Annotated in this window: 16 protein-coding genes, 1 tRNA gene and 2 pseudogenes; 7 read left to right on the forward strand and 12 right to left on the reverse strand. The window is 69.9% G+C overall.

Features of this window, described 5'->3' with window-relative positions:
* Nucleotides 1–24 precede the first annotated feature (24 nt).
* Complete coding sequence (locus AB0B02_RS20130; protein WP_357302328.1) at nucleotides 25–921, reverse strand: lytic polysaccharide monooxygenase; 897 nt, start codon at nucleotides 919–921, stop codon at nucleotides 25–27.
* Between the two features lie 163 nt (nucleotides 922–1084).
* On the opposite strand from AB0B02_RS20130, the gene AB0B02_RS20135 reads away from it, so the two are divergent.
* Nucleotides 1085–3358, forward strand: a complete 2274-nt coding sequence (locus AB0B02_RS20135; RefSeq protein ID WP_357302331.1) for a DUF4153 domain-containing protein — start codon at nucleotides 1085–1087, stop codon at nucleotides 3356–3358.
* Nucleotides 3359–3512: 154 nt separating this feature from the next.
* The gene (locus AB0B02_RS20140; protein WP_357302334.1) at nucleotides 3513–4580 is read left to right on the forward strand and encodes a glycerophosphodiester phosphodiesterase family protein; all 1068 of its coding nucleotides are present in this window, start codon (nucleotides 3513–3515) and stop codon (nucleotides 4578–4580) included.
* Between the two features lie 44 nt (nucleotides 4581–4624).
* Here the strand turns inward: AB0B02_RS20140 and AB0B02_RS20145 are convergent, their stop codons facing one another.
* Entirely contained in the window at nucleotides 4625–5560 is a 936-nt protein-coding gene (locus AB0B02_RS20145; protein WP_357302337.1) for an AraC family transcriptional regulator, read from the reverse strand.
* A gap of 71 nt (nucleotides 5561–5631) precedes the next feature.
* Between AB0B02_RS20145 and AB0B02_RS20150 the strand changes: the two genes are divergently transcribed.
* The gene (locus tag AB0B02_RS20150) at nucleotides 5632–6147 is read left to right on the forward strand and encodes an anthrone oxygenase family protein (RefSeq protein ID WP_357302340.1); all 516 of its coding nucleotides are present in this window, start codon (nucleotides 5632–5634) and stop codon (nucleotides 6145–6147) included.
* Between the two features lie 357 nt (nucleotides 6148–6504).
* On the opposite strand, the gene AB0B02_RS20155 is transcribed toward AB0B02_RS20150, so the two are convergent.
* On the reverse strand, nucleotides 6505–7389 hold the full coding sequence (locus tag AB0B02_RS20155) for a hypothetical protein (RefSeq protein ID WP_357302343.1): 885 nt from the start codon (nucleotides 7387–7389) through the stop codon (nucleotides 6505–6507).
* A 4-nt stretch (nucleotides 7390–7393) separates the two neighbouring features.
* Nucleotides 7394–7723 carry a hypothetical protein gene (locus AB0B02_RS20160; protein WP_357302346.1) on the reverse strand — a complete coding sequence of 110 codons (330 nt, stop codon included), beginning with the start codon at nucleotides 7721–7723 and terminating at the stop codon, nucleotides 7394–7396.
* A 9-nt stretch (nucleotides 7724–7732) separates the two neighbouring features.
* Between AB0B02_RS20160 and AB0B02_RS20165 the strand changes: the two genes are divergently transcribed.
* On the forward strand, nucleotides 7733–8065 hold the full coding sequence (locus tag AB0B02_RS20165) for a DUF4153 domain-containing protein (RefSeq protein ID WP_357302349.1): 333 nt from the start codon (nucleotides 7733–7735) through the stop codon (nucleotides 8063–8065).
* Nucleotides 8066–8116: 51 nt separating this feature from the next.
* Here AB0B02_RS20165 and AB0B02_RS20170 read toward each other — a convergent pair whose 3' ends face one another.
* Together AB0B02_RS20170 and AB0B02_RS20175 are read right to left on the reverse strand one after the other, a co-directional pair.
* On the reverse strand, nucleotides 8117–9412 hold the full coding sequence (locus AB0B02_RS20170; protein ID WP_357302352.1) for a M23 family metallopeptidase: 1296 nt from the start codon (nucleotides 9410–9412) through the stop codon (nucleotides 8117–8119).
* Between the two features lie 74 nt (nucleotides 9413–9486).
* A pseudogene (locus AB0B02_RS20175) lies at nucleotides 9487–10445 on the reverse strand (AraC family transcriptional regulator).
* A 72-nt stretch (nucleotides 10446–10517) separates the two neighbouring features.
* Between AB0B02_RS20175 and AB0B02_RS20180 the strand changes: the two are divergent.
* Together AB0B02_RS20180 and AB0B02_RS20185 are read left to right on the forward strand one after the other, a co-directional pair.
* Complete coding sequence (locus tag AB0B02_RS20180; protein ID WP_357302355.1) at nucleotides 10518–11006, forward strand: anthrone oxygenase family protein; 489 nt, start codon at nucleotides 10518–10520, stop codon at nucleotides 11004–11006.
* A gap of 241 nt (nucleotides 11007–11247) precedes the next feature.
* On the forward strand, nucleotides 11248–12300 hold the full coding sequence (locus AB0B02_RS20185; protein ID WP_357302358.1) for an ice-binding family protein: 1053 nt from the start codon (nucleotides 11248–11250) through the stop codon (nucleotides 12298–12300).
* A 232-nt stretch (nucleotides 12301–12532) separates the two neighbouring features.
* Here the strand turns inward: AB0B02_RS20185 and AB0B02_RS20190 are convergent, their stop codons facing one another.
* From AB0B02_RS20190 to AB0B02_RS20215, 6 genes and pseudogenes are all read right to left on the reverse strand, one after another.
* Nucleotides 12533–13273: a hypothetical protein gene (locus AB0B02_RS20190; RefSeq protein WP_357302362.1), complete on the reverse strand. Its 741-nt coding sequence runs from the start codon at nucleotides 13271–13273 to the stop codon at nucleotides 12533–12535.
* A 277-nt stretch (nucleotides 13274–13550) separates the two neighbouring features.
* Nucleotides 13551–13718: pseudogene (locus tag AB0B02_RS20195) on the reverse strand (IS5/IS1182 family transposase); the annotation flags it as partial.
* A 50-nt stretch (nucleotides 13719–13768) separates the two neighbouring features.
* The gene (locus tag AB0B02_RS20200) at nucleotides 13769–14224 is read right to left on the reverse strand and encodes a DUF3592 domain-containing protein (protein ID WP_357302365.1); all 456 of its coding nucleotides are present in this window, start codon (nucleotides 14222–14224) and stop codon (nucleotides 13769–13771) included.
* Between the two features lie 32 nt (nucleotides 14225–14256).
* Nucleotides 14257–21225, reverse strand: a complete 6969-nt coding sequence (locus AB0B02_RS20205) for an FG-GAP-like repeat-containing protein (protein ID WP_357302368.1) — start codon at nucleotides 21223–21225, stop codon at nucleotides 14257–14259.
* Between the two features lie 317 nt (nucleotides 21226–21542).
* A tRNA-Ala gene (locus tag AB0B02_RS20210) sits at nucleotides 21543–21615 on the reverse strand.
* An 86-nt stretch (nucleotides 21616–21701) separates the two neighbouring features.
* Nucleotides 21702–22292 carry a YqgE/AlgH family protein gene (locus AB0B02_RS20215; protein ID WP_107157788.1) on the reverse strand — a complete coding sequence of 197 codons (591 nt, stop codon included), beginning with the start codon at nucleotides 22290–22292 and terminating at the stop codon, nucleotides 21702–21704.
* A gap of 149 nt (nucleotides 22293–22441) precedes the next feature.
* Here AB0B02_RS20215 and AB0B02_RS20220 point away from each other — a divergent pair, with 149 nt between their 5' ends.
* On the forward strand, nucleotides 22442–23242 hold the full coding sequence (locus AB0B02_RS20220; protein ID WP_281943955.1) for an S-methyl-5'-thioadenosine phosphorylase: 801 nt from the start codon (nucleotides 22442–22444) through the stop codon (nucleotides 23240–23242).
* Nucleotides 23243–23321: the final 79 nt, after the last annotated feature.

A 23321-nucleotide genomic window follows, 5' to 3' on the forward strand; every position in this document is an offset into this window, starting at 1 on the left:
CCGGGCCGCGCCGGGGCCGTCGCCTCACCAGATCCGGCGCCGCCCGGCGCGATGGTTACGAACCCCGCACGGGCGCCCGGGCGGTGGGCCGCCGGCCCGCCGCATCCGCCGGCCGAGCACGGCCGCGAGCAGCGCGGCGACCGCCACCGCCGCCGCCCCGACGACCAGCGGCCGGGAGAACGGGCCGGTCCCGGTCACCGCCGCGACCGGCACTCCCGGCGCGTCCGCGGTCGCCGACTCCGAGCGGGTACGCGGCACCGCCGCGCTCGCCGCCGGTGCGGCCGGCCGGGTGGCCCGCGAGGACGCGCGGAAGATCACGTCGGAGCAGGAGTAGTAGGTGTCCTGGGTGTTCGAGTTCTGCCAGATCACGTAGATGAGGTGCCGGCCCGTGCGCCCGGCCGGCAGTCGTCCCGGCATCTCGTACGCGCCGTCGCGGATTGGCGGGTCGGTCACCGACAGGAACGGCTTGCGCTCCACGTCGGCCCAGGTCAGCCGCGCGTCCGGGGCGTACGAGGCGGTGGTGACGTAGAACCGGAACGTGCCCCGGTGCGGGATCGTGGTGCGGTAGCGGAAGGTGTGCCGGGCGCCGGCGGTGAGCGTGGTGGCCGGCCAGTCGGTCCGGGGCAGGTCCAGCCCGCGGTACGCGGAGAGCCCGCCGCTGCACAGCTCGCCGTCCGGAATGCGCTCCCGGTCCCGCCCGTCGATCCGGGCCACCCGGATGTTGTCCCACTCCCGTACCGCCGCGCCGGCCGCGATCGCGGCCCGGCAGGCCGGTGTCTCCGCCCGCCCACCCTCCGGACCGCACGCCGCCGCGCGGCTCAGCGGGCTGGTCGGCGCGCCGTGGGCGCTCGCCGGCACGGCGGTGAGCAGCAGCGTCGTGCCGATGACGGCGAACGCGACGAGCGCGCGACGTGTGCCCATGTGATCGACCTCCCGCGCACTGGTACGGGCCGGAAGCGGCAAAGGTTCGATCCGCACCGGTGCCACGACCGGTCAGGCTCGGCTGGCCGAACGGACAACCGGGGCGGCGGAGCGGTCGGGGCGGGCCTTACAGTGACGACACCCTGTGATCGAGGAGCGCGTCTTGCCCGAGCCGGCACAGCATTCCGAGCCGCCCCGTCCCGCCCCCACGGACGGCTCTCCGACGGGCGACCTGCCGCCCACCGCACAGCCGTACCTGCTGGTGCTGCCCACGGCGGGGGGCGCGCCGCCCCCGGTGCCGTGGCCCGGCGGGGAGGGCCAACCGGCGTGGGCGATACCGGTCGTCGTGCCGCCCGGCACCCAGGGCTACGCGCTGTTCGTGCCGCTGGTCCCGGCCGCCGGCCAGCCGACGCCGACCGGCGTGCCCGCCCAGGCCGCGCCGCCGGCCGTCGAGACCCCGACCACCACCGCCCCGGCCGGGCCCCCGGACGCCATGCCGCCGACGGACGGTCCGACGCGACCGGGCGCCGCGCCGCCGGTCGGGTCGCACCGGGACGACAGCGGCGCGGCTGCGGCCGGCTCCGTCGGCCGACCGGTCGGCGACGAGCCGGTCGCAGCGCCGCCGGATGCCGCCCCGGTCACCTCGTCGACGTCGACCACCGCGGGGCCGGCCCCGGCTCCGGTCGCCGGCGCGCCCGCCCCGGTGGGCACCGCCGCGCCGGTCGCCACGCCGTCCGCACCGGGCTTGCCGGCGGCCCCGGACGGTACGGCCGGCCCTCATGGCGCCCCGACGGCGACCGTAGGGCATGTCTTTCCTCCGGTCCACGGTGGAGCGGCACCGTTGGTGCCCGGGCGGGGGCACCAGGACCCACGACCGTGGACCAGCTACCCGCCGGCACCGGGATGGGCGCCCCGGCCGCGGACGCCCCGCACCTCGTTCCTGGGTGCGCGCTGGCCCGGCCCGAAACCGGCCACCGGTCGGGCTGCGCCGTTCGCGGTGCTCGCCGGCGCGCTCGGCAGTGCGATATTCGTACCGCTGAGCCGGGTCGGCATCGGCTGGTTCCTCGGCTGGCTCACGCTCACGCTCGGGGTGCTGTTCGCGGTCCGGACCCGCACCGCCGAACTGTCCCGCGCCGACCGGCTGATCCGGGCCGGCTGGGCGGCGGCGGCCCTGGCCCTGCTCGCCGTGCCGGCGTTCCGCAACGCCTGGTGGCTGGTGACGTTCTGCGTGCTCGGCGCGCTGGGCTGCGCCACGTTGGCGATCGTCGGCGGCCGGCTGGTCCGCTCGATCCTGTTCGGTCTGGTCGCCACGCCGTTCGCGGCGTTCCGGGGGCTGCCCTGGGTCCGCGGCCACGTCACCGCCTCGCCCGGGGCGGCGACGGTCCGCAAGGTCACCGTCTCGGTGGTCGCCACCGTGGTGGTGCTGGTGGTCTTCGGCAGCCTGCTCGCCTCGGCCGACGCGGCGTTCTCCGAGGCGCTCGCCACGGTCGTGCCCGAGGTCGACCTCGGCATGGTGTTCCGCGGGCTGTTCCTGGCCGCGGTGGGCGGGCTGATCGCGGTCGCCGCCGTCTACACGCTGGCCGCCCCGCCGGACCTGTCCACCGTGGACCAGTCGGGCGGGCGGCGGCTCGGCCTGCTGGAGTGGGCGCCGGCCATCGCGGCGCTGACGCTGCTCTTCGCCGGCTTCGTGGTGGTGCAGTTCACCGTGCTCTTCGGCGGCGAACGGCACGTGCAGAAGGTCGCCGGGCTCAGCTACGCGGAGTACGCCCGCAGCGGCTTCTGGCAGTTGCTCTTCGTCACGCTGCTGACCGTGGCGGTGCTCGGCGCGGTGAGCCGCTGGGCCGGCCGGGAGCGGCCGGTCGAACGCAACCTGCTGCGCGTCCTGCTCGGCCTGCTCAGCGCACTGAGCGTGGTCATCGTGGTGTCGGCGCTGTCCCGGATGTGGACCTACCAGAAGGTCTACAGCTTCACCGGCGAGCGGATCTTCGTGATGGCGTTCGAGCTGCTGCTCGGCGCGGTCTTCCTGATGATCCTGGCGGCCGGCGTGCGGTGGCAGGGCAGGTGGATCCCCGGCACCACCGTGGCGCTGGCGGTGGCGATGCTGCTCGGCCTCGCGGTGCTCAACCCGGAGGACTACGCGGCCCGGCGCAACACCCTCCGGTACGAGCAGACCGGCAAGATCGACGCCTGGTACCTGCGCGCGCTGTCCGCCGACGCCACGCCCGCCCTCACCCGGCTCCCCGACCCGGTACGCCGCTGCACGCTGAGCTGGATCGCCGACGACCTCGACCAGCCCGACCCCTGGTACGCCTGGAACCTGGGCCGGCACCGGGCCCGCCAAGCCCTCGACCGGGTCGGCCCGGGCGCGGTCGGCGGCCCGAAGGACTGCCGCCGGGCGGACCAGTTCGACCTGCCGAAGACCCGGCGTCCCCGCTGACGCCCACCGGTCGGGCCGCCCGGACGCGTGGCCCGACCGGGACCGGCTCGCCCGCGACCGTTCATCCTCCCCTCACCTGGTCGCCACGGTCCCCACCGCCCGGGGCACCTAGCTTCGGTTGCGCACCATCAACCGAGGTAGCGGAGGTTCCTCCATGTCCGTCCGTCGACTCATGACGGCACTGGTCGCCGGCGCGGTGCTGGCCGTGCCGACGGCCGCCCACGCCGGCCCGGCGACCCGGCCCGGGGTGCCGCCGCAGCGGACCCACTTCGACCTGCAGGCCCATCGTGGCGGCATCGGCATGACCACCGAGGAGACGCTGGCCGGCTTCGCCAAGGCGATGCGGCTCGGCGTCACCACGCTGGAGTTGGACACCCAGGTCACCCGGGACGAGAAGGTCGTCGTCACGCACGACCGTCAGGTCAGCGCACAGAAGTGCCGGGACACCGGCCCGGTCCGCCCCGGCGACTCGACGTACCCCTACGTCGGGAAGTACATCAAGGACCTGACGCTCGCCCAGATCAAGACGATGGACTGCGGTTACCAGCAGTTGCCGGGCTTCCCGGAGCAGGAGCGGATCGCCGGCGTCCGGATGGCCGAGCTGCGTGACGTGCTCGACCTGGTGAAGCGCAACCGCGCGTACGGGATCACGCTCAACATCGAGACCAAGGTGGAGGCGGGGGCGCCCGAGCAGACCGCGCCGCGCGAGCTGTTCGTCAGGCGCGTCTTCGAGGAGATCCGCCGCTCCGGCATCGAGCGGCAGGTCACCATCCAGTCGTTCGACTGGGGAGCGCTGCGGGCGATGCACCGACTGGCGCCGCGCTGGCCCCTGGTGGCGCTGACCAACTATGACTTCCTCCAGGTCGGCCAGCCGGGCGCGTCGCCGTGGCTGGGCGGGCTCGACGCGGACGACTTCGGTGGTGACTTCGTCCGCGCCGCCGACGCCATTCCCGGCGTCACGGCGCTCTCCCCCAACTACGGGTTCCCGCAGAACGGCACCATCGCCGACCCGACCTTCCGGTTCTACCCGGACGCCCGCATGATCGCGGACGCGCATGCGCGCGGGCTCAAGGTCATCCCCTGGACCTGCGACGACATGCCGACCGTGGCCGCGCTCATGGACCTGGGCGTGGACGGAATCATCACCGACTACCCGAACCGGGTCCGACAGCTCATGGCCGAACGCGGCATGCGGCTGCCGAAGGCGTACCGGGCCCGCTGAGCCGGCGCCGGCCCGGGGCGGGCACCCCGCTCGCCCCGGGCCGGCTAGGCGGACCGGTCGACGTGCTGGCGCGGGCTCACGCCGTACCGGCGTTTGAACGCGGCGCTCAGCGCGAACGAGCTACCGTAGCCGACCCGCCGGGCCACCGCGCCGACCGTGGCGCCGGGTTCCCGCAACAGGTCGGCGGCGAGCGCCAGCCGCCACCCGGTGAGGTACGACATCGGCGGCTCACCGACCAGCCCGGTGAAGCGCCGGGCCAGCGCCGCCCGGGAGATCCCGACGCCGGCGGCCAGCGACGCCACGGTCCACGGCCGGGCCGGATCGTGGTGCAGCATCCGCAGGGCCCGCCCGACCACCGGATCGGCGTACGCCCGGTACCAGGCGGGCGTCGCCGCTCCCGGCCGGTCGAACCACTCCCGCAGCGCGGCGATGAGCAGCAGGTCGAGCAGGCGGTCCAGCACCGCCTCCTGGCCAGGGTCGTCCTTGACGATCTCGGCGGCCAGCAGCGGCACCAGCGGCGAGTCCCAGGACACGCGCGGGACCACCACGAGCGCCGGCAACGCGTCCAGCAGCCGCCGGCCGACCGCGCCCCGGACCGGGTACGTGCCGGTGAGCAGCACCGTCCGGCCGTCCGGGCCGTTGCCCCAGGTGCGGAAGCCGAGCCGGGCCATCTCGTACAACTCCTGCCCGTCCGGCGTGATGCAGCGCTGGCCCGGGTGGACGACCACCTGCGGCGGCGTGGCCGGATCGTCCGCGACGGTGTACGGCGCCGGACCGCGCACAATCGCCACATCTCCGGCGCCGAGCCGCGCGGCAGCGGCCTCGGCCGGCACCAGCCAGGCGTCGCCGTGCACCACCGCGACCACGGTGAGCGGTGCCTCGTCCCGAATCAGCATCGACCAGGGCGGCGTCAGCATCGAGCGGAGCAGGAAGGCGCCCCGGGCCCGGGGCCCGTCGAGCAGGCCGGCGACGGCGTCCACGGAGACGATTACACACAGGATCGCGCGTCCTGGCCATGGGCCGTCCCACCGGACGGCGGTTGACTGAGCGCATGCGACTCGTGCAGCAACTGTCGATGATCGGGTCCACGGTCGGGGCCGGGCTGATGGCCGGGCTCTTCGCCGCGTTCGCCTACGCCGTCATGCCGGCGCTGCGCGGGGCCGACGACCGCACGTTCGTGGACGCGATGCAGCGGATCAACGTGACCATCGTCAACGGCTGGTTCCTGCTGCTCTTCCTCGGTACGCCGCTGCTCGCCGCGCTGGCGGCGATCCTGGCCGGGAGCGGCGCGGGTCGTCCGGCACTGCCGTGGCTCATCGCTGGGCTCGTTCTCTACCTGATCACGGTCGGCGTCACGATCGCGGTCAACGTGCCGCTGAACGACGCACTGGGGGCGGCCGGCGCGTCCGACCTCCACGCCGCCCGGCAGCGGTTCGAGGCCACCTGGGTCGCCTGGAACGTGGTCCGTGCGCTGGCGGGCACGGCGGGGTTCGGCGCGCTCTGCTGGGCCCTCGTGGTCGCCGGCCGCTCGACGGGGTGGCACCAGACGGTCACAGGCGGCGGATGACCAGCTGGCGACGTGGTGAGCATTCAAGGCGGCCTCGACGGGACGGGGGTCGAGCTTCCAAGATAAGCAGCCCCAAGACGGCTTCATGAGGAAAGCTTCTGGAAAATCAAGAGCCGGTCCCCGCCCACAAAGCCACTCCTTTGCCATCCGGCGAAACGCTGGGTGACAGCGCAATACCCCTCTGCCTGGTAGATGCGCCGAGACCAACCGCTGCGAAGATCGCCTTCAAGGAGCTCACCGAGTCACCGACGGAGCCGTGAAAGCACCTGGGGCGCGTGTCGAAGCATCTTTCGTTCTCAGCCCAATCCGCGAACAGCCTTGACCGAAGGGCAGAGGTTAACGCCGTGATGGACCACCTCAGGAGGAGAGCCCTTGAACAACGATGGTCCCCCTTCCATCCACGAACGCTACCTTTTTGCCATCCGGTGAGACACTTGGCGATTTTGCAAGGTCCGCCTGGCGGATTCGTCGGGATACACCACTTTGAAGATCAACTTCGAAGATATCGGCCGGTCCATTGTAAGACACTGCAACGATCACCTTACTCCCTCCGGGCACTCCGACCAGATCAGGGAGTCCATGCAATTCCGGCCCTACCTGCTTCACCTCTCCCCGCTCCGTAGAGGCGACCATTAACCGCCAGACGCGCCGCTCCTCCGCCTTTAACTGCTCAGGTGGAGGATCGTTGGTGGCAGCGAAAACGACGCTTCCGCCACTAGCTACAACGGGGCCCTTGGCTGATTTTCCCACGCGGCAGGAGAATTCATCCCAGTCGATCAATTGGCCGGCGGCGACATCTCCGAACGGTTGGATTCCCCAACAGTCGTCCTTGCCGCTGCTGATGTAACCGCTTCGACCGTCAGCGTTCAAAGCAACATCGGCCGCCGAGGGTACGTCCAGGAGGTCATCGAATGAAGCAGCGGTTTCCGAGTACGAAATCAACCTCTGGAATCCATCGCATGCCATCCCAAGACCCAGCGTGCCCGGCTCGACGGCGAACAAAAAATCAAGCCGACCACAAGGTGTGGGCATATCCGACTGGGATGCCAACTTGCGCTCGCGTCCCGCGTCACGCAGCCACAACTCGCTAATTTCGGAGTCGTCCTCACGGAGGTAGTAGAGCCTGTCCTGCGAAACCCACGCGACACTAGTGACCTGCGGCTCCCCTAGCGCCAGCAAGGTGCAACCACTCACAGACGCGAGGATCAAACAAACCGCCAGCGTTGAAAAAATCTTCCTCATCAGCTCACTTCTCAGGTGGTGGAATAAGCCGCAGCCTGCCATCGCGCGTTTCTCGAGTATAAGGACCCATGCTTCTATCATATCCCTTGAGCATCGCAAGCAGGCGCGTCTCGATCTTCTGCTTAGCACCACCAGTCGCACCAACGGGGGCGACGTAGTTCCATTTGGACATGACTTTCGCGCCAAGGCGCGCTCCTACCTGATTATTATGTAGATCGGTGTTGGAATCTTCCGATCCCCACATTTGCCCCGGTGTGTCGCCGTCAAGCTCATGCGCTGTTCCAAGGGCGAGAGCTTCGTCGACGCTGAAGCCGCTAGCGGTCGTCAGTGCCATCCCTTAGGAATGCCGAAACGCAGGCTCAACCCGGAGGACTACGCGGCCCGGCGCAACACCCTCCGGTACGAGCAGACCGGCAAGATCGACGCCTGGTACCTGCGCGCGCTGTCCGCCGACGCCACGCCCGCCCTCACCCGGCTCCCCGACCCGGTACGCCGCTGCACGCTGAGCTGGATCGCCGACGACCTCGACCAGCCCGACCCCTGGTACGCCTGGAACCTGGGCCGGCACCGGGCCCGCCAAGCCCTCGACCGGGTCGGCCCGGGCGCGGTCGGCGGCCCAAAGGACTGCCGCCGGGCGGACCAGTTCGACCTGCCGAAGACCCGGCGTCCCCGCTGACGCCACCGGTCGGGCCGCCCCTGCCGGCGGCCCGACCGTCCACCCGGCGGGTCAGGCGGCGTAGATGTGCTTGACGCCGCCGAACGCCAGCACGGCCGCCGTGTCACCACGGACGCCGCTGTTCAGGTTGCGCCAGCCGTTGTAGCTGCTCGCCTCGTGCACGTAACCACCGACGACGCTGTAGATCAGCTTCTCGCCGCCGAGGCTCAACGCCGCCAACGCGGTGCCCTGCGCGCCGGAGATCCCGGTCCACAGGTTCCGCCACCCCGCGTTGCTGGCCGCCTCGAAGACCCGCCCGCCGTTCAGCGAGTAAATGATCTTCGTGTCGCCGAGCGTGATCGCCGCCGCCGCCGACGCCGCGATACCCGTGTTGAGGTTGCGCCAGCCGTTGGCGCTGTGCGCCTCGTGCACGTAGCCGCCGACGATGCTGTAGACGTACTTCACGCCGGCCAGCGCGATCACCGAGATCGAGGAGGACGCGACGCCGCTGATGCCGCTGTTGAGGTTGCGCCAGCCGTTGTAGCTGCTCGCCTCGTGCACGTAACCACCGACGACGCTGTAGATCAGCTTCTCGCCGCCGAGGCTCAACGCCGCCAACGCGGTGCCCTGCGCGCCGGAGATCCCGGTCCACAGGTTCCGCCACCCCGCGTTGCTGGCCGCCTCGAAGACCCGCCCGCCGTTCAGCGAGTAAATGATCTTCGTGTCGCCCGATCCGATCGACGCCACCGCGGAGCCCGTCACCGCGCCCCCGCTGCCGGAGACCGGCAGCGCCCGCCACCCGGCGTTGCTCGCCGCCTCGAACACCTGACGCGGCTGGGCGGCGGGATTCCGGGCGATGTATTCGAGCGGACTGATGTACGTCCCCGCCGGGTCGATCATGTGCCAGTGCAGGTGCGGGCCGGTCGAGCTGCCCGACCCGGGCGCGCCCTGCGCGCCGCCGGAGCGGCCCACGATGGTGCCCGCGCCCACGCCGGCACCGTCGGCGAGCAGGAACTGCGACAGGTGCAGGTACTGGCTGCGGTAGCCGTCACCGTGGTGGATCGTGACGGTGTGCCCGCCGTCACCGTTGTAGGGGATGTTCTGGACGGTGCCGGCGCCGCAGGCAGGCAGCGGCGTCCCCACCCCCATCCCGAAGTCGATGCCGCCGCGTGAGCCCCGGCTGAGGTGCCCCTCCCAAGTGTCGGTGATCGGGTAGCCGCTGAACGGGTTGTAGATGACCGGCGCGGCGGACGCGGCACCGGGCGGCATCACCCCGCCCACCGCCAGCGCGCCCGCACCGAGCGTGGCGACACGCAGCACCGTACGCCGATCGACCCCGCAGCATCCGCGCTGCCCGCTCTCCGTCATCCCGGCCCCTTCCGACACCCGGGCGGCCGGTTCGGCTCCGGCCCGCCGCACCCATCCTTAGACGGGCGTGGATATCATTCCGGCTTCCGAGGAGCCGGTCCACCTGTCGACGAACGGTGTTGGCGCGGGCTGGTGCCGTACCGGCGTTTGAACGCGGCGCTCAGCGCGAACGAGCTGCCGTAGCCGACCCGGCGGGCCACCGCGCCGACCGTGGCGCCGGGTTCCCGCAGCAGGTCGGCGGCGAGCGCCAACCGCCACCCGGTGAGGTACGACATCGGCGGCTCGCCGACCAGCCCGGTGAAGCGCCGGGCCAGCGTCGCCCGGGAGATCCCGACGCCGGCGGCCAGCGACGCCACGGTCCACGGCCGGCCGGGTCGTGGTGCAGCATCCGCAGGGCCTGCCCCACCACCGGATCGGCGTACGCCCGGTACCAGGCGGGCGCCGCCGCTCCCGGCCGGTCGAACCACTCCCGCAACGCGGCGATGAGCAGCAGGTCGAGCAGGCGGTCCAGCACCGCCTCCTGGCCGGGGTCGTCCTTGACGATCTCGATGGCCAGCAGCGGCACCAGCGGCGAGTCCCAGGACGCGCGCGGGACCACCACGAGCGGCGGCAACGCGTCCAGCAGCCGCCGGCCGACCGCACCCCGGACCGGGTACGTGCCGGTGAGCAGCACCGTCCGGCCGTCCGGACCGTTGCCCCAGGTGCGGACGCCCAGCCGGCTCATCTCGTACAGCTCGCGCCCGTCCGGCGTGGTGCAGCGCTGCCCGGGGTGGACGACCACCTGCGGCGGCGTGGCCGGATCGTCCGCGACGGTGTACGGACCCGGGCCGCGCACGATCGCCACGTCCCCGGCGCCGAGCCGTGCCGCCGCGCCCTCCTCGGACACGATCGCGGCGTCCCCACTCACCACCGCGACCAGGGTGAGCGGCGCCTCGTCCCGGATCAGCATCGACCAGGGCGGCGTCAGGATCGAACGGAGCAGGAAGGCGCCGCGGGCCCGGGGCCCGTCGAGCAGGCCGGCAACGGCGTCCACGGAGACGATTACACACAGGATCGCGCGTCCTGGCCATGGGCCGTCCCACCGGACGGCGGGTTGACTGGGCGCATGCGACTCGTGCAGCAACTGTCGTTGGTCGGGGCCACGGTCGGGGCCGGGCTGATGGCCGGGCTCTTCGCCGCCTTCGCCTACGCCGTGATGCCGGCGTTGCGGGGCGCCGACGACCGCGCGTTCGTGGACGTGATGCAGCGGATCAACGTCACCATCGTCAACGGCTGGTTCTTGCTGATCTTCCTGGGCACACCGGTGCTCGCCGCGTTGTCGGCGATCCTGGCCTGGCGCGGTGCCGGCCGCCCGGCGCTGCCGTGGATCCTCGTCGGTCTCGCCCTCTATCTGGTGATGTTCGCCGTCACCGCGGCGGTCAACGTCCCACTGAACGACGCGCTCGCCGCGGCCGGGGCGTCCGACCTCGACGCTGCTCGACAGCGGTTCGAGGGCACCTGGGTCGCCTGGAACGTCCTCCGCGCGCTCGCGAACTCGGCCGGGTTCGGCGCGCTCTGCTGGGCGCTGGTGGTCGCCGGCCGCACGACCGGCTGAGGTCCACCAGCACCTGAGATCGACTCACTATAGTCGAATTGTATCGTTTGCGCAACTATTTCCACTGCCGGGTGATTTGGTGGTCAGTGCATACCTTGTGCCACACGTGTCACCTGAGCAGGGCCGGTCACATGACATCCCTGCGAGTAGTACCCACGGAGGGTGTTCTGTGAAAGTCCAAACCGTTCATCGCCTGAGGCGGGCGGCCCCGTCAGTACTCGCTGCTTCCGCGAGTGCCGCCGTGGCCGTCGCCATGCTGATCTTCAACTCCACCGCGGCCAGCGCGGCGGACGCGCCGGTCAACCTCGGCACCGCCGGCAACTTCTCCGTCCTGGCCGGTGCCGAGCCCACGAACACCGGCCCGAGCTTCCTCGCGCAGAGCCTCGGCAGGTTCCCGGGGAACACCGCCTCGGGCTTCGGGACGGCGACCATCGGGGGTGAGGTCCACCTCGGCGACGCGGTCGCCCTCCAGGCCCAGAGCGACCTGACCACGGCCTTCAACGACGCCGCCGGCCGGACCCCGTTCACCAACCTGCCCGCGGAACTCGGTGGCAACACCCTCAACCCCGGCGTCTACCGGATCGGGGCGGCCCAACTGACCGGGACCCTGACGCTGAACGGGCAGGGCGACCCCCAGGCCGTGTTCATCTTCCAGGTCGACTCCGCGTTGACCACGGCGTCGAACAGCAGCGTCGTCCTGATCAACGGCGCCTCGGCATGCAACGTGTTCTGGAAGATCGGCAGCTCCGCGACGCTCGGTACGGGCACCACCTTCCTGGGCACCATCATGGCCCAGGCGTCGGTCACGATGGCCACGGGCGCGAACCTTCAGGGCCGTGCACTGGCTCGAACCGCGGCCGTCACTCTCGACACCAACGTCATCACCGCCCCGGTGTGCGCCGGACCGACCGGCCCACCCGGGCCCTCGGGCCCGCCCGGCCCGTCCGGCAGCCCCGGCGCACCCGGCAGCCCCGGCGCCCCAGGTAGCCCCGGCGCACCCGGCAGCCCTGGCGCACCCGGCAGCCCTGGCGCACCCGGCAGCCCCGGCGCACCCGGCAGCCCGGGAGCGCCCGGGCCGTCCGGCCCGCCCGGACCGTCCGGCCCGCCCGGCAGCCCTGGCGCACCGGGTGGACACGGTAGGCCCGGCAAGCCGGGCGGTCCCGGCAACCACGGCATGCTGCCGGTGACCGGCAGCAACCAGGTGCCCGCCCTCGCGGGTGCGGGAAGTGTCCTGGTCGCCGCGGGCGGGACCCTGTTCTTCCTCGCCCGGCGTCGCCGGACACAGGAGTCCTGACCGGAGGGGCCCGGCCGGCGAACTACCGGTCGGGCCCCCTTCCTGGGTACGCCGGTGCTCGCCGCGCTGTCGGCGGCCGGCGCGTCCGATCTCGAAGCCGCTCGACAACGGTTCGAGACCACCTGGGTGGCGTGGAACCTGGTCCGGGCACCGGCGAGCACGGGCGGCTTCGGCGCGCTGTGCTGGGCCCTGGTGGTCATCGGGCGCTCGGGAGCGGGGCGACACGCACCCGCTAGAAGCCGCTCCACGGGCGGGCCGAGCACTTCCAGGTCTTCCCGTCGTCCTGCGAGACGCAGACCGCGAGGAACTTCCCGAGGACGGGAAGACTGAAGGTGAAGATGTGGGCCCTGGTCTTCGCGTACGGGACGCCCGACTTCGCGGCGACGTTCTCCAACGCCCACCCGGGATCCGGCCCGTCCACCGTCGCCACCCGACGCAGCGACTCGATGTCCTTGCCGTCAAGGAGCGTCCTGATCTCCTCCGCCGAGGGCTCGCGGTCGCCGATCAGCGTCTCCACGCTGTGCGGTCCGGCGACCGCGACGCCGTTGGCCTTCTCGAAGGCGGCCTTCGTCCCGCCCACGGTGGTGTCACCGGTGAGGTCGAGGGTGAGGATCTGGTCGGTTCCCCGGCGCGACAGGAGGCATTCCCAGATGGACTTGCCGTTGGCGACGCACATGGTCAGGCACCACTCCCGACCGCCGGGCACCGACGAGGCGAAGATCAGCGACGTGGTCGCCGTCTCCCCGTCACCGGTGCCGTCGTAGGAGCCGTCGGCGAGGTCGGCCATCGTCGTGCCGAGGATGTCCCGGCCACCCGGCATCGTGCCCACGACCTTGACGCCGTCCACCTCCTCGCCGGCGACGAGCGCTTCCATCTGGTCGGCGGTGAGGGCCCGGCCGCCGGCGTCGACGGCCAGCACCTTGTCCAGGTCGCCGACGGGCCGACCGGTCAGGTCCTCGAACTGTCGAAGCATCGTCCCCGGAGCACCGGGCTGGTCGGTGATCGTCGTCCGGGCCTCACCCTCGGCGGCGTGCGACGGGGCGTACGACGCCGTCAGCCCGACGATCAGCTATGTCAGAGTTTGCCGCGCACTGCCGGCTGATGCCGTCGGTTCGATCTTGATTTGCGACGCCTCCTGTGACGCGCCAGAGTGTGGGGCAGCCGTCTCGGAGCGATGAGCACCGATCGAGGCGAGCGCCTGTCGCCAGGATGACGGATCGACCGATACGCATCCCAGAGAGGATGTTTACGATCGCTTCCTGCACGTATCGCCAAGCGGTGGCGACACCGATTTCGGATCCGGCGGTGAGACGAGCGCAGGGGTCGCGGTTGCCCGGCTCAGCCCCAGCGAGCGAGGCACGCTGACCCGGGTCGAGACGTCGTCGACAGGATCGACGCTGGCTACGGTGCGCTCGGATGGCCGCCCCGACCCAGGGCCGGGGCGGCCATCCGAGTTCCACCCGCCCACCTAATCGCGCCGGGGGCCCGTTCTGATCAGCGCGAGCGGGATCACAATCATGAGGGCACCGAGTACTTCCAGGAGGGTCGGCACCTGCAGGAGCAGATCCTCCGTCGCGTACCCGTCGGGCGTGGCAGCCCGGGTCGGATCCGTCCTGTCGACGCGTACGTCGAGTGACTCGCCGACGCGGAACTTACTCTCGTCGAGCTCGCTGGAGAACCGCTCCCGGTACCGCACGCCGTCGAACGTGTAGTCCACAGTCAGCCTGTTGGCAGAGAACGAACGCGTGATCCTGAACCGTTCGACGTGGACCACTTCGCCTGTCGTCTCGGCGCCGACGCGAACCCGCTCGTCGATCGCCTCGCGTAGCCGAACAGTGAGCAGGATCCCTGCGCCGACCAGAAGGGTGCCCAGGACAACCGCCAGGACCAACCTCAGCTCTCGTCGGCCGAACGTGCTCGCCATTCCCGGCCCTCCTTGCGTCTCGGTTCGCACGGTCAGCCGGTGGGCGGGACGAGTGCGTTGTAGAGCGTCCCGACGCCTGCATTGATGGTGTCGACGGCCGCATCGACCTTAGCGCGGACGGCTGACGGAACAAAACGATAACGATGCACCTTGTTGCTGATCGAATGGGCGACATCGAAGAACTGACCGCCGAACTTCTTGACAAGGAGCTTGCTGGACAGCAGCTTGCCCGCCTCGCCCAACACCATGCCGAGTAACGCCCCACCAAATGCTTTGATCGCATCACCGATCTTGCCTGCAATGAGGAACATGACACCCGCAAGGGTGCCGGCGATCATCCCCAGTACGGCACAGGGCTGGCAGATGAAGCCGGGCAGGAGGCCCAGCACCGTACTGAGGCCGTCGAATACCTTCGCAAGCGTGCCGGCGAAGGCTATGGCGTCTGATTCCTTTTTCTTCTCCTGGCGCTGAGCCGGCTTGTCCTTCTGAGGCTTCTTGGCCGGCTGCTTCGGCTTCTTGCCTCCACCCTTCGACTGCGACTTCTTCCGCGCTTTTGCCCAGTCATCGTCGCCGCAAGAGCCGCGGCAACCGTCATTGTTGCCCCGAACCTTGACGTATTTTCCAGTTACGTCCTCGTAGTCGGCACCCGAGCCGCATCGGTCGTCGGAGCAGGCCTTCAGCCCGGACGGGTCCGACAACGTGACGGGGCTGTTGTTGCTGTATGCGAACGGATTCCACTGTTGTGGATCAGACACGTCCATGATCGGATCGGCGCTGATGAAACGGCCTGCGACGGCGTCGTATTCTCTGGCGTCGAGGTGTGTGAGTCCGTTGGGGTCCTGCGTACCGCCGACGAAACCCTTTTCACCGGGCCAACCTGCGGGCTGTGGACCGCGGGCTTCCCCGAAGGGGAGGGTCCGCCGTCGGGTGATGCCCAGGTTGCTGGGGTCGATGGCGAGCTGGTTGGTGCCGTGGTGGTCTGCACTCAGCCAGGTGAGGCCGGTGATGGTGCGAACCGCGACAGCAGTGTCGCCATGTTTGTAGTAACGAGTGCCGTCGGTCTGCCCGTTGCTGAGGCGGAGTTCGGTGTCGCCGAGGTAGAGAGTGACGCCGGTGGAGTCGTGCCGAATCAGGCGGTTACCGTCTACGTCGTAGATGTAGCTGACGTTTTGCCCGCTCTGGCTGGTGGTGACGACGTGGCCTTCAGGATCCCAGGTGAGGGTTTGAGCGGTCCCGTTGACCGTTCGGGTGGTGGTGTTGCCGGCGTTGTCGTAGTCGTAGCTGTCCGTACGAATGGTTTCCCCGGTGTAGGCAACCTGGTTGAGCCGGTGGGAGTTGGGGCCGCCTGCGGCGGGATAGCTGTAGGTGCCGGTGGTGGTGCCGGTCGAGCTGTAGCTGGTCTGGGTGCGTCGGTTGCCGGTGGCGTCGTAGGTCCAGGACAGCCGGTAGGGATCGACACCCGTTCGCTGTGGGGTCTGGCAGGTCCAGTCGGCTTCGGTCCACGCGTCGGTGAGGCGGCGGAGGTAGTCGTAGCGGAAGCATTCGACCTGGTCGCGCGTGCCGCTGGTCTTCCCAGCGATGGCGGTGATGTTGCCGGCTTGGTCGTATCCGTAGTCGGTGGTGGATTTGTCGTCGAAGGATCCGGGTGAGGCCTGACTCTCGGTGTCGACCTGTTGGGTGGTCAGCCGGCGGGTGCTGTCGTCGCGGGTCTCGGTAAGGCGGACCTGCTTGCCGGTCGTGCCGAGCAGCCGCCGGGAGACGGTGGCGTCCCAGGCATAGGTGGTGGATGCGACGTAGGTGGTGGCACCGGTCAGGGTGGTGGGTAGGCCGGCGTCGTTGTAGCTGTAGGTGAGGGTTTCGGCCGGGAGGCCGCCTGCCGTGGGCGGGGTGGTCGTGGCCGGTGAACCGTCGGGGTTGTAGGTGGCTTCGCTGGTGTACGTGCCGGCGAGCGTGCCTTCCGCAGTGGGGATGGTGATGGTGCTGCCGGTTGGTGCGTACAGGTCGGTGTAGCCGGTGATCGTGGTGGTGTAGGCGTTGGCGCCGACGTGCCGGGTGGAGGAGGTCAGTTGCCCCTTGGCGAGGGTGTCGTAGACGTAGGAGGCGCGCACGGGTCCGCTGATGGTGTCGTCGCGGAGTTCCTTAAGCCGGCCGAGGGGGTCGTAGACGCGGGCGAGGACCTCGTCACGGCTGTCGGTGGTGGTGATGAGCTGGCCTGCGTTGTCGTAGGTAGAGGTGGTGGTGCCGGCGTCGGGGTCGACACGGCTGGTTTGCCGGCCGAGCAGGTCGTAGTCGTAGCTCCAAGTGTTCTCAGTTGCGTCGGTCATGCCGGTCAGCCGGTCAAGAGCGTCGTAGGAGTATCGGGTCTCGTCGTAGTCGCCACTGGGCGCGGAGCCCTTGTACTGACGCAGGGCTGACTTGCGTCCCTGGGCGTCGAGGATGGTGGTGGTGGGGGTGGCGCCCTCGGGCGGGTCGACGGAGACCCGATCGCCATCGTAGGCGGTGACGGTCTGCCACTTCAGTGCGCCCAAGGACCACAGCGCGTCAATCGTCTGCCGTTCGAGGCCGTCGTAGGTCGCCCGCTTCTGGGTCGCGACGCCGGTGTCCGCGAAGCTGACCAGGGTGCTGGTCGGGCCGGAGGCGCCGTTGTAGAAGGTGGAGGCCTTCGTCGTCAGGCCCCGCGCGTCGTACTGCGTGTCAGTGATGGCGCGTTTACCGTCCGGCGCGGTCGCCTGGGTCTGTCGTAGCCGCAGGAGCCCGTCGTAAATTTCGAAGGAACTGATCTGGTTGTTGTTGGGCCCCAGGATTTTTGACTGCACGTAGCTCGGGGCTGATTTGGTGATGGAGTAGCTGTATTCCTGGTTGCCGGGATCGCTGGTGGAGCGACCGGGCAGCCACACCTTGGTCAGCCTGCCCAGCGCGTCATACGTAGCGGTGGTGGTCTTGCCGTTGGGATCTGTGGTGCTCTTCGACACGCCCCGCGCAGGGTCGACGACGACTGTCGTCTCGTGTAGCGCGGGGTTGGTGATCTTGAAGCTTGTCAGAAGCCCGGTACTGGCGTGGGTGTAGCTGGTGGTGGTGGCATATCCCAGGGCGTCCTTGTCTGTGGTGGGCCGCCCCCACTGGTCGTAGATCGCCTCGGCGGTGGTGATCCAGTTCGGGGTGGAGCCGCCATATTTGTCGGCCTGCTCGGTACGGGTCACGTTCCCGACCACCGGGAGTGCGGCGATGGTCGGGGTGGTGGCGCCGGGCTGGTCGTAGTAGTAGCGGGTGTCTCCGAGGGCGTCGGCGGGGAAGATCGGAGTAGCCGGGCAGGACACCGCCTCGGTGTGTTGACTGGCCTGAGGGGAGGTCAGGTAGCGCTGTTGGCGGGCGAGGAGGTCGGCTTTGCCGTCGCCAGTGATGTCGCCGGTGGCGATGAGCCAGTCGGTGTCCACGCCGATGAGGCCGGTGGCCATGCGGACGCGGGCGGCGTAGCCGCCGGTCCCGTTGCCGGCGTACAGCCAGATGCCGGCCTGGTCGGCGGCCATGATGTCGGTTTTGCCGTCGCCGGTGAAGTCGCCCCAGCCGAAGGCTTGACTGTAGGCGTCCCACCCGGAGGCGCCGATCTGGGCGCCAGCGGCGACAGTGCCAATGCCGGTGCCGGCCCACAGGAAAAGCGCGCCGCTGGCGTTGCGTCCGAGGACGTCGCTCTTGCCGTCGCCGGTGAAGTCACCTGGTGAGAACAGGTCGTAGTTCTGCCAGCTGTTGGTGCCGATCTGGGCCGGGTTGGACAGGGTGGTGGCGTTGTTCCACCGCCACAGGGTGCCGTCGGGCTTGGAACCGAGGACGTCCGGTTTGCCGTCGCCAGTGAAGTCGCCTGGCGAGAACAGGTCCTGGTAGGCGTTCCAGCCGCTGTTGCCGATCTTGACCGCGGTCCCGTATCCGCCGGTGCCGTTGCCGGGGATGAGCCACAGGCTGCCGTCGGCGGGCCGTCGGGCGACGAGGTCGGTTTTGCCGTCGGCGTTGAAGTCCCCGGCGGGGAAGGTCACGTCGTAGCCGGACCAGTCGGCCGCTATCACCTTAGGTTGCAGGTCGAGCGTGGACGGGCCGGTGCCGTCGAAGCGACGCAGGTTCGGCGTGGTGTTGCTGGCATAGGTGTAGGTGGTGCAGGTCTCGTCGGCGGGCGCGGCGGTGTCCGTGTCGCCGACGTCGTCGACCTCGGTGAGCAGACCGGTGGACGGGTTCCAGGTGTTGTTGACGCGGCTCGACCGCCACGTGTTGGTCGCTGCCAGCCAGGTGTAGGTCGTTTCCTGTGCCGTGCGGGTGATGTAGGAGGTCTGCTTGGTGGGGATGGCCCAGTCGGCGGTGAGGACCCGCTGTCCGGTCTGGTGTGAGACCGGTGTGGAGATCGTCTTGGTCAGGGCCTGCCCGTTCGGGCTGGCGTACTCGATCTTCTCGTGCAGGAAGCCCCTACGCGACCAGTCGTCGTTGGACACCTGGTTGAGGGAGTTGGTGATCGACGCCGCGCGGTTCTCGCCGGTGTCGGTGTAGTCGAGCCACAGGCCGCGGTAGTAGAGATACTTCGTCTGTGTTTGCGGGCCGGAGGACGGGCCGGTGGTGGCGGTGACGGTGGAGTACCCGCGCCAGTCCGCCCACGATCGCTTCGGCAGGAACGACGCCCAGGTGGCCGCGCCGTCGTCATGGCCCCACAGCACCGGCGTCGACGAGCCGACCGTGGAATAGCTGTAGCTGGTCACGACGTCCGGTGAGCCGCCAACGAGGTCCTTCTCCGTGACGGACTTGACGATGTACTTGTGCCACCAGGACCACCCCTGAGGCGCCTGCTGCGGATAGTAGTACTGCGGGAAGCACCGCTTGGTGTTGTTGTCCGGGTCCGGGAACGCGGTGCCGAACTGGCAGCCCGGGTCCGTGGCCTCGTACGCCACCTCGGTCCGACCACCGGTCTCGGTGTCGATCTGCGCGATGCGCCACTTACGCGGCTTGGCCATCGTGCCGTTCGGGTCATAGTCCGCACGCTGGTCGAACCGCACCCCGTTGAAGTTGACCGCCGGCAGCGCCATGCTGCCCCCGTTGGCCTTACCCGTCCGGGTCACCGTGGCCAACCACAGCGCCGGGGATGTGTCGTTGCCCGTGGCCGGGAACTGGTGCGTCAGATCCCACTGATCCACGGTGCTGTAGGCGGTGCCGGTGCCGGTCCACGTCTGCGACGCGATCGAGGTCAGCCGTCTCGTCGACCAGAACGACGCCGGACCACACGGACTCGCCGAGCAAGCCAGATCCCACGGGGTGTCCGGCCAGTTCGCCTTGTCGTGCGTGGCACACGACGAGGTCAGACACCGATCGGCAGTATTGAAAAGGATCTTGGCCGGTGCCGTCGTCGTGCCCTCGCTACCCGCGCGCAAGCCGTACTCGATGCGGTCGAGTTGCGCGGCCCGGTCGTAGGTGGCGGTGGCTGTCGTGCTGCCGACCACCCGCTGCCGGTTGTACTCCTTGTTGTAGTAGTAGACCATCGAGTTGCCGTGGGCATCGACGACGTAGTCCAGGTTCCACCGGTACGCCATCGCACAGCTCGACAACTCCAACGACACCGTCGAGAAGCACGGCTCACCGCTGTCATTCGACACCACCCGCTGACCCTGCACCGAATTGGTCCGCGTCGTCGTGCCCGGAAGAACGGACTGACCGAAGTAGTACTGGGTTCCGTCGCTGGTGGTGATGCGCCACCGCTCGTTGTGCCAGTTCAACGTATCGACGGCGTTGTCCGACAGCAGCTCCACCTTCGAGCCGTCATCGTCGGCCAGCCGCCACACCTTGTCGTCGCCAAGGACGATCTCCGTGGCACGGCCATGCCAGGCGATCCGGGCGTTGTTCAACCGCCAGCAGGCATCCGGAAGACCGTTCGCAGCCGTCCAGTACGTGGTGCCGGGTTCCCGGTCATCCCAGCACGGCCGATACGACCGCTCGATGAACCCCGGCTGGTAGTCCCAGCCCTCCCCCAGCCACGACGGCTGCACGTTCTCCCCCGCCGTACGACCATCGACCGAGCCTGAGCTGTAGCCCAACGACACCTCAGGTTCCAGCTCCCCCGGCACAGGCGGGCCGGAGATGTCGTAGCTCCACGAGAAATCCGCCGACGACCCGCCAGCCACCCACTGTGACGACGCGCTCAAATCCGTCTTCGAGTAGTCACCGGTGTCCGACGACGATCCCGCCGAACTCAACGCCACAACCGTCTGCTCCGTAGCACCGACAGCAGCCGGGCGGTCCAAGCCAGCTGCGGCAGCTTCCTTCTCCGACAAAGCCGGCAGGTCAGGCGTCACCTCCACCTCGGCACGCACCACCCCCGCCCGGTAGTCGTTGACCGTGGACAGCGGCTGCGCTTGGCGACACGCCTCCACCTCAGGCGACGTCAACGCGCACGCAGGCAGGGAGACCAACTGGAGGCGGGAATCCCAGTCGGCGCCGTAGGCGTGCCGGAACGCCGAATAGTCCAGTTCAAACTTGACCCGGCCTGCCTCACTTCGGCCATCCGCCCGCGCCACCCTCACCGCCAGCGGAAAACCAGCCCGCCGCGCCGCAGCCCGATCCAACACCCGCACAGCCACCCGAGGCGGGACAGCGGCATCGCCAACCGCTCCCGGAGCCGCTTTCGCCGACGCCGCACCGGGAGCGATGGCGACCGGCAGTCCGCCGACCTTCGTTCGCGCAGGTAGCCGCCGCGACCCATCAGACGACAGCGGTAGATCCACCACCGCCGCAGCCGCAGACGGCCACGACACCGGCGCCGGTTTGAACTTCTCCATCGCGGGCAGCGCAGCCTTCTTCGGCCTCAGCGCAGACACCGGCACCGAGCGATCCCGCGCCACCCCATCCGCCGACGGCTTCGGCGCTGCCTGAGCCGGCACAAACGGCAGCAAGGACAAGCCCACCGCCACCGCGGTTGGCAACGCCCCACGCCGCACCAGCCAATTCAGTCGCGCGAACAACCGCGAAGAACCCATCGCACTCACCACGTCGCCCCCGCATCCACGAGCCAAGTGATCGAGGACGCTAAGATCACCATCTCTCGGCGTCAAGACCCGAACACAGCTGGTGAGGATGACGCGCCCAGAACCGGACAGACGCAATCGTCGATCTCACGAAGGGTGACCGAGAGAAGACCTAGGCCCGTACCAGGTAGGCGCGGCCCGGAACCGGTGGCCGATCTTGTCGCCCGGGTGGAGGGTGGGGCGCCGCTGTGAGCAAATCTGTGACTAAGAGATCAAGAAAAGCGGCATTTCTCAATGAGAAATGCCGCTTGACCTGCACAAACACAAGGTGGAGCCGAGGGGACTCGAACCCCTGACCCCCACACTGCCAGTGTGGTGCGCTACCAGCTGCGCCACGGCCCCTTGCGGTCGTCCCCGGTCGCCCGGGCACGGGAAGAACTATACACACGCCGCCCGCCATGGTCATCTCGCGGGGTCCCCCCGGGCGGTCAGTTGAGCGCCACGTCCGGCGGGAAGTGGGCCACCGCCGCCATCATGCCGCCCTGCCGGCGCAGCACCATCGGCCAGAGATCGTCCGGCCGGTCGACGAAGGCGTCACCGGGCAGCGCGTCAAGCACGAACCAGGACCCCTCCTCGATCTCCCGCTCCAACTGACCGGCGCCCCAGCCGGAGTAGCCGGCGAAGACCCGGATGCCGCCGACCGCGTCGCGCAGCTTCTCCGGGTCGACCGAGAGGTCGATGGTGCCGACCGCGCCGGAGACCCGATGGAAGCCCTTGACCGGCTGGACGGGGTGGCGCATCCGGGCCAGGCAGATGGCCGAATCGGGCTGCACCGGGCCGCCCTCGAAGAGCACCGCCGGCTCGCGGGCCAGGTCGCTCCAGTCACCGAGCACATCGGCCACCGGGACCTCGGTGGCCCGGTTCAGCACCACGCCGAGCGCACCGCCGGGCTCGTGGGCGACCAGCAGCACGACCGTACGGTCGAAGTTCGGGTCCTTGAGCACGGGTGTCGCGACCAGCAGCCGTCCGGTCATCGACTCCATGGCTCGGCCACCGATCGCCTGCCCCTCACCCTGCATGTCCGACACCCGTCAGCCGTGCGCCCGCGCGGGCCCTCCGTCGTCGACCGTCCACGCTGTCAACGCCATGTCACGCACCATAGCTTGCGTCCCGCCTGCTGGCTAAGGTCTGACCGTCGGGTGATCGCGACGGATCGAGGGAGGACCGGATGGCGGCGCAGGCGGAACTGGCGGTGATCGGCGGGTCGGGTCTCTACGCCCTGCTCGACGGCGTGGAGCACGTGGTGGACACCCCGTACGGGGCGCCGTCGGACCCGATCACGGTCGCCGAGGTGGGCGGCCGGCGGGTGGCGTTCCTGCCGCGACACGGTCGGGACCACCGGCACCCCCCGCACCTGATCCCCTACCGGGCCAACCTGTGGGCGTTGCGCTCCCTCGGCGTACGCCAGGTGCTGGCGCCCTGTGCGGTCGGCGGGCTCCGGCCGGAGCTGGGTCCGGGCACGTTCGTGGTGCCGGACCAGCTCATCGACCGCACCAGCGGGCGGGCGCAGACCTACTACGACCAGGGGGCGGTGCACGTCTCGTTCGCCGATCCGTACTGCCCGGCCGGGCGACGGACGCTGCTGGACGCGGCGGCCCGGCGGGACGTGCCGGCGGTGGACGGCGGGACGGTGGTGGTGGTCGAGGGCCCGCGTTTCTCCTCCCGTGCGGAGTCTCGCTGGTTCACCTCGATGGGCGGCGCGGTGGTCAACATGACCGGGCACCCGGAGGCGGTGCTGGCCCGCGAGTTGGCGCTCTGCTACACGTCCATCGCGCTTGTCACCGACCTGGACGCGGGCGTCGAGGCGGGCGAGTCGGTCACCCAGGAGGAGGTGTTCCGGGTCTTCGCGGAGAACACCGACCGGCTGCGCGAGCTGCTGCTGGACGCGGTCGCCGCGCTGCCCACCACGCGGGACTGCCCCTGCGGGAGCACGCTGGACGACATCACGCTGCCGTTCCCGCTGCCCTGAGCCGGGGCGAAGCGCCCGAAAAGCCGCGCCCGGCCCGCTAGATTCGGTGGGTCGGGGCTGTGCACCGGGCCGTCTCCGA

The organism is Micromonospora sp. NPDC049240 (assembly GCF_040647835.1).
Classification (GTDB): domain Bacteria; phylum Actinomycetota; class Actinomycetes; order Mycobacteriales; family Micromonosporaceae; genus Micromonospora.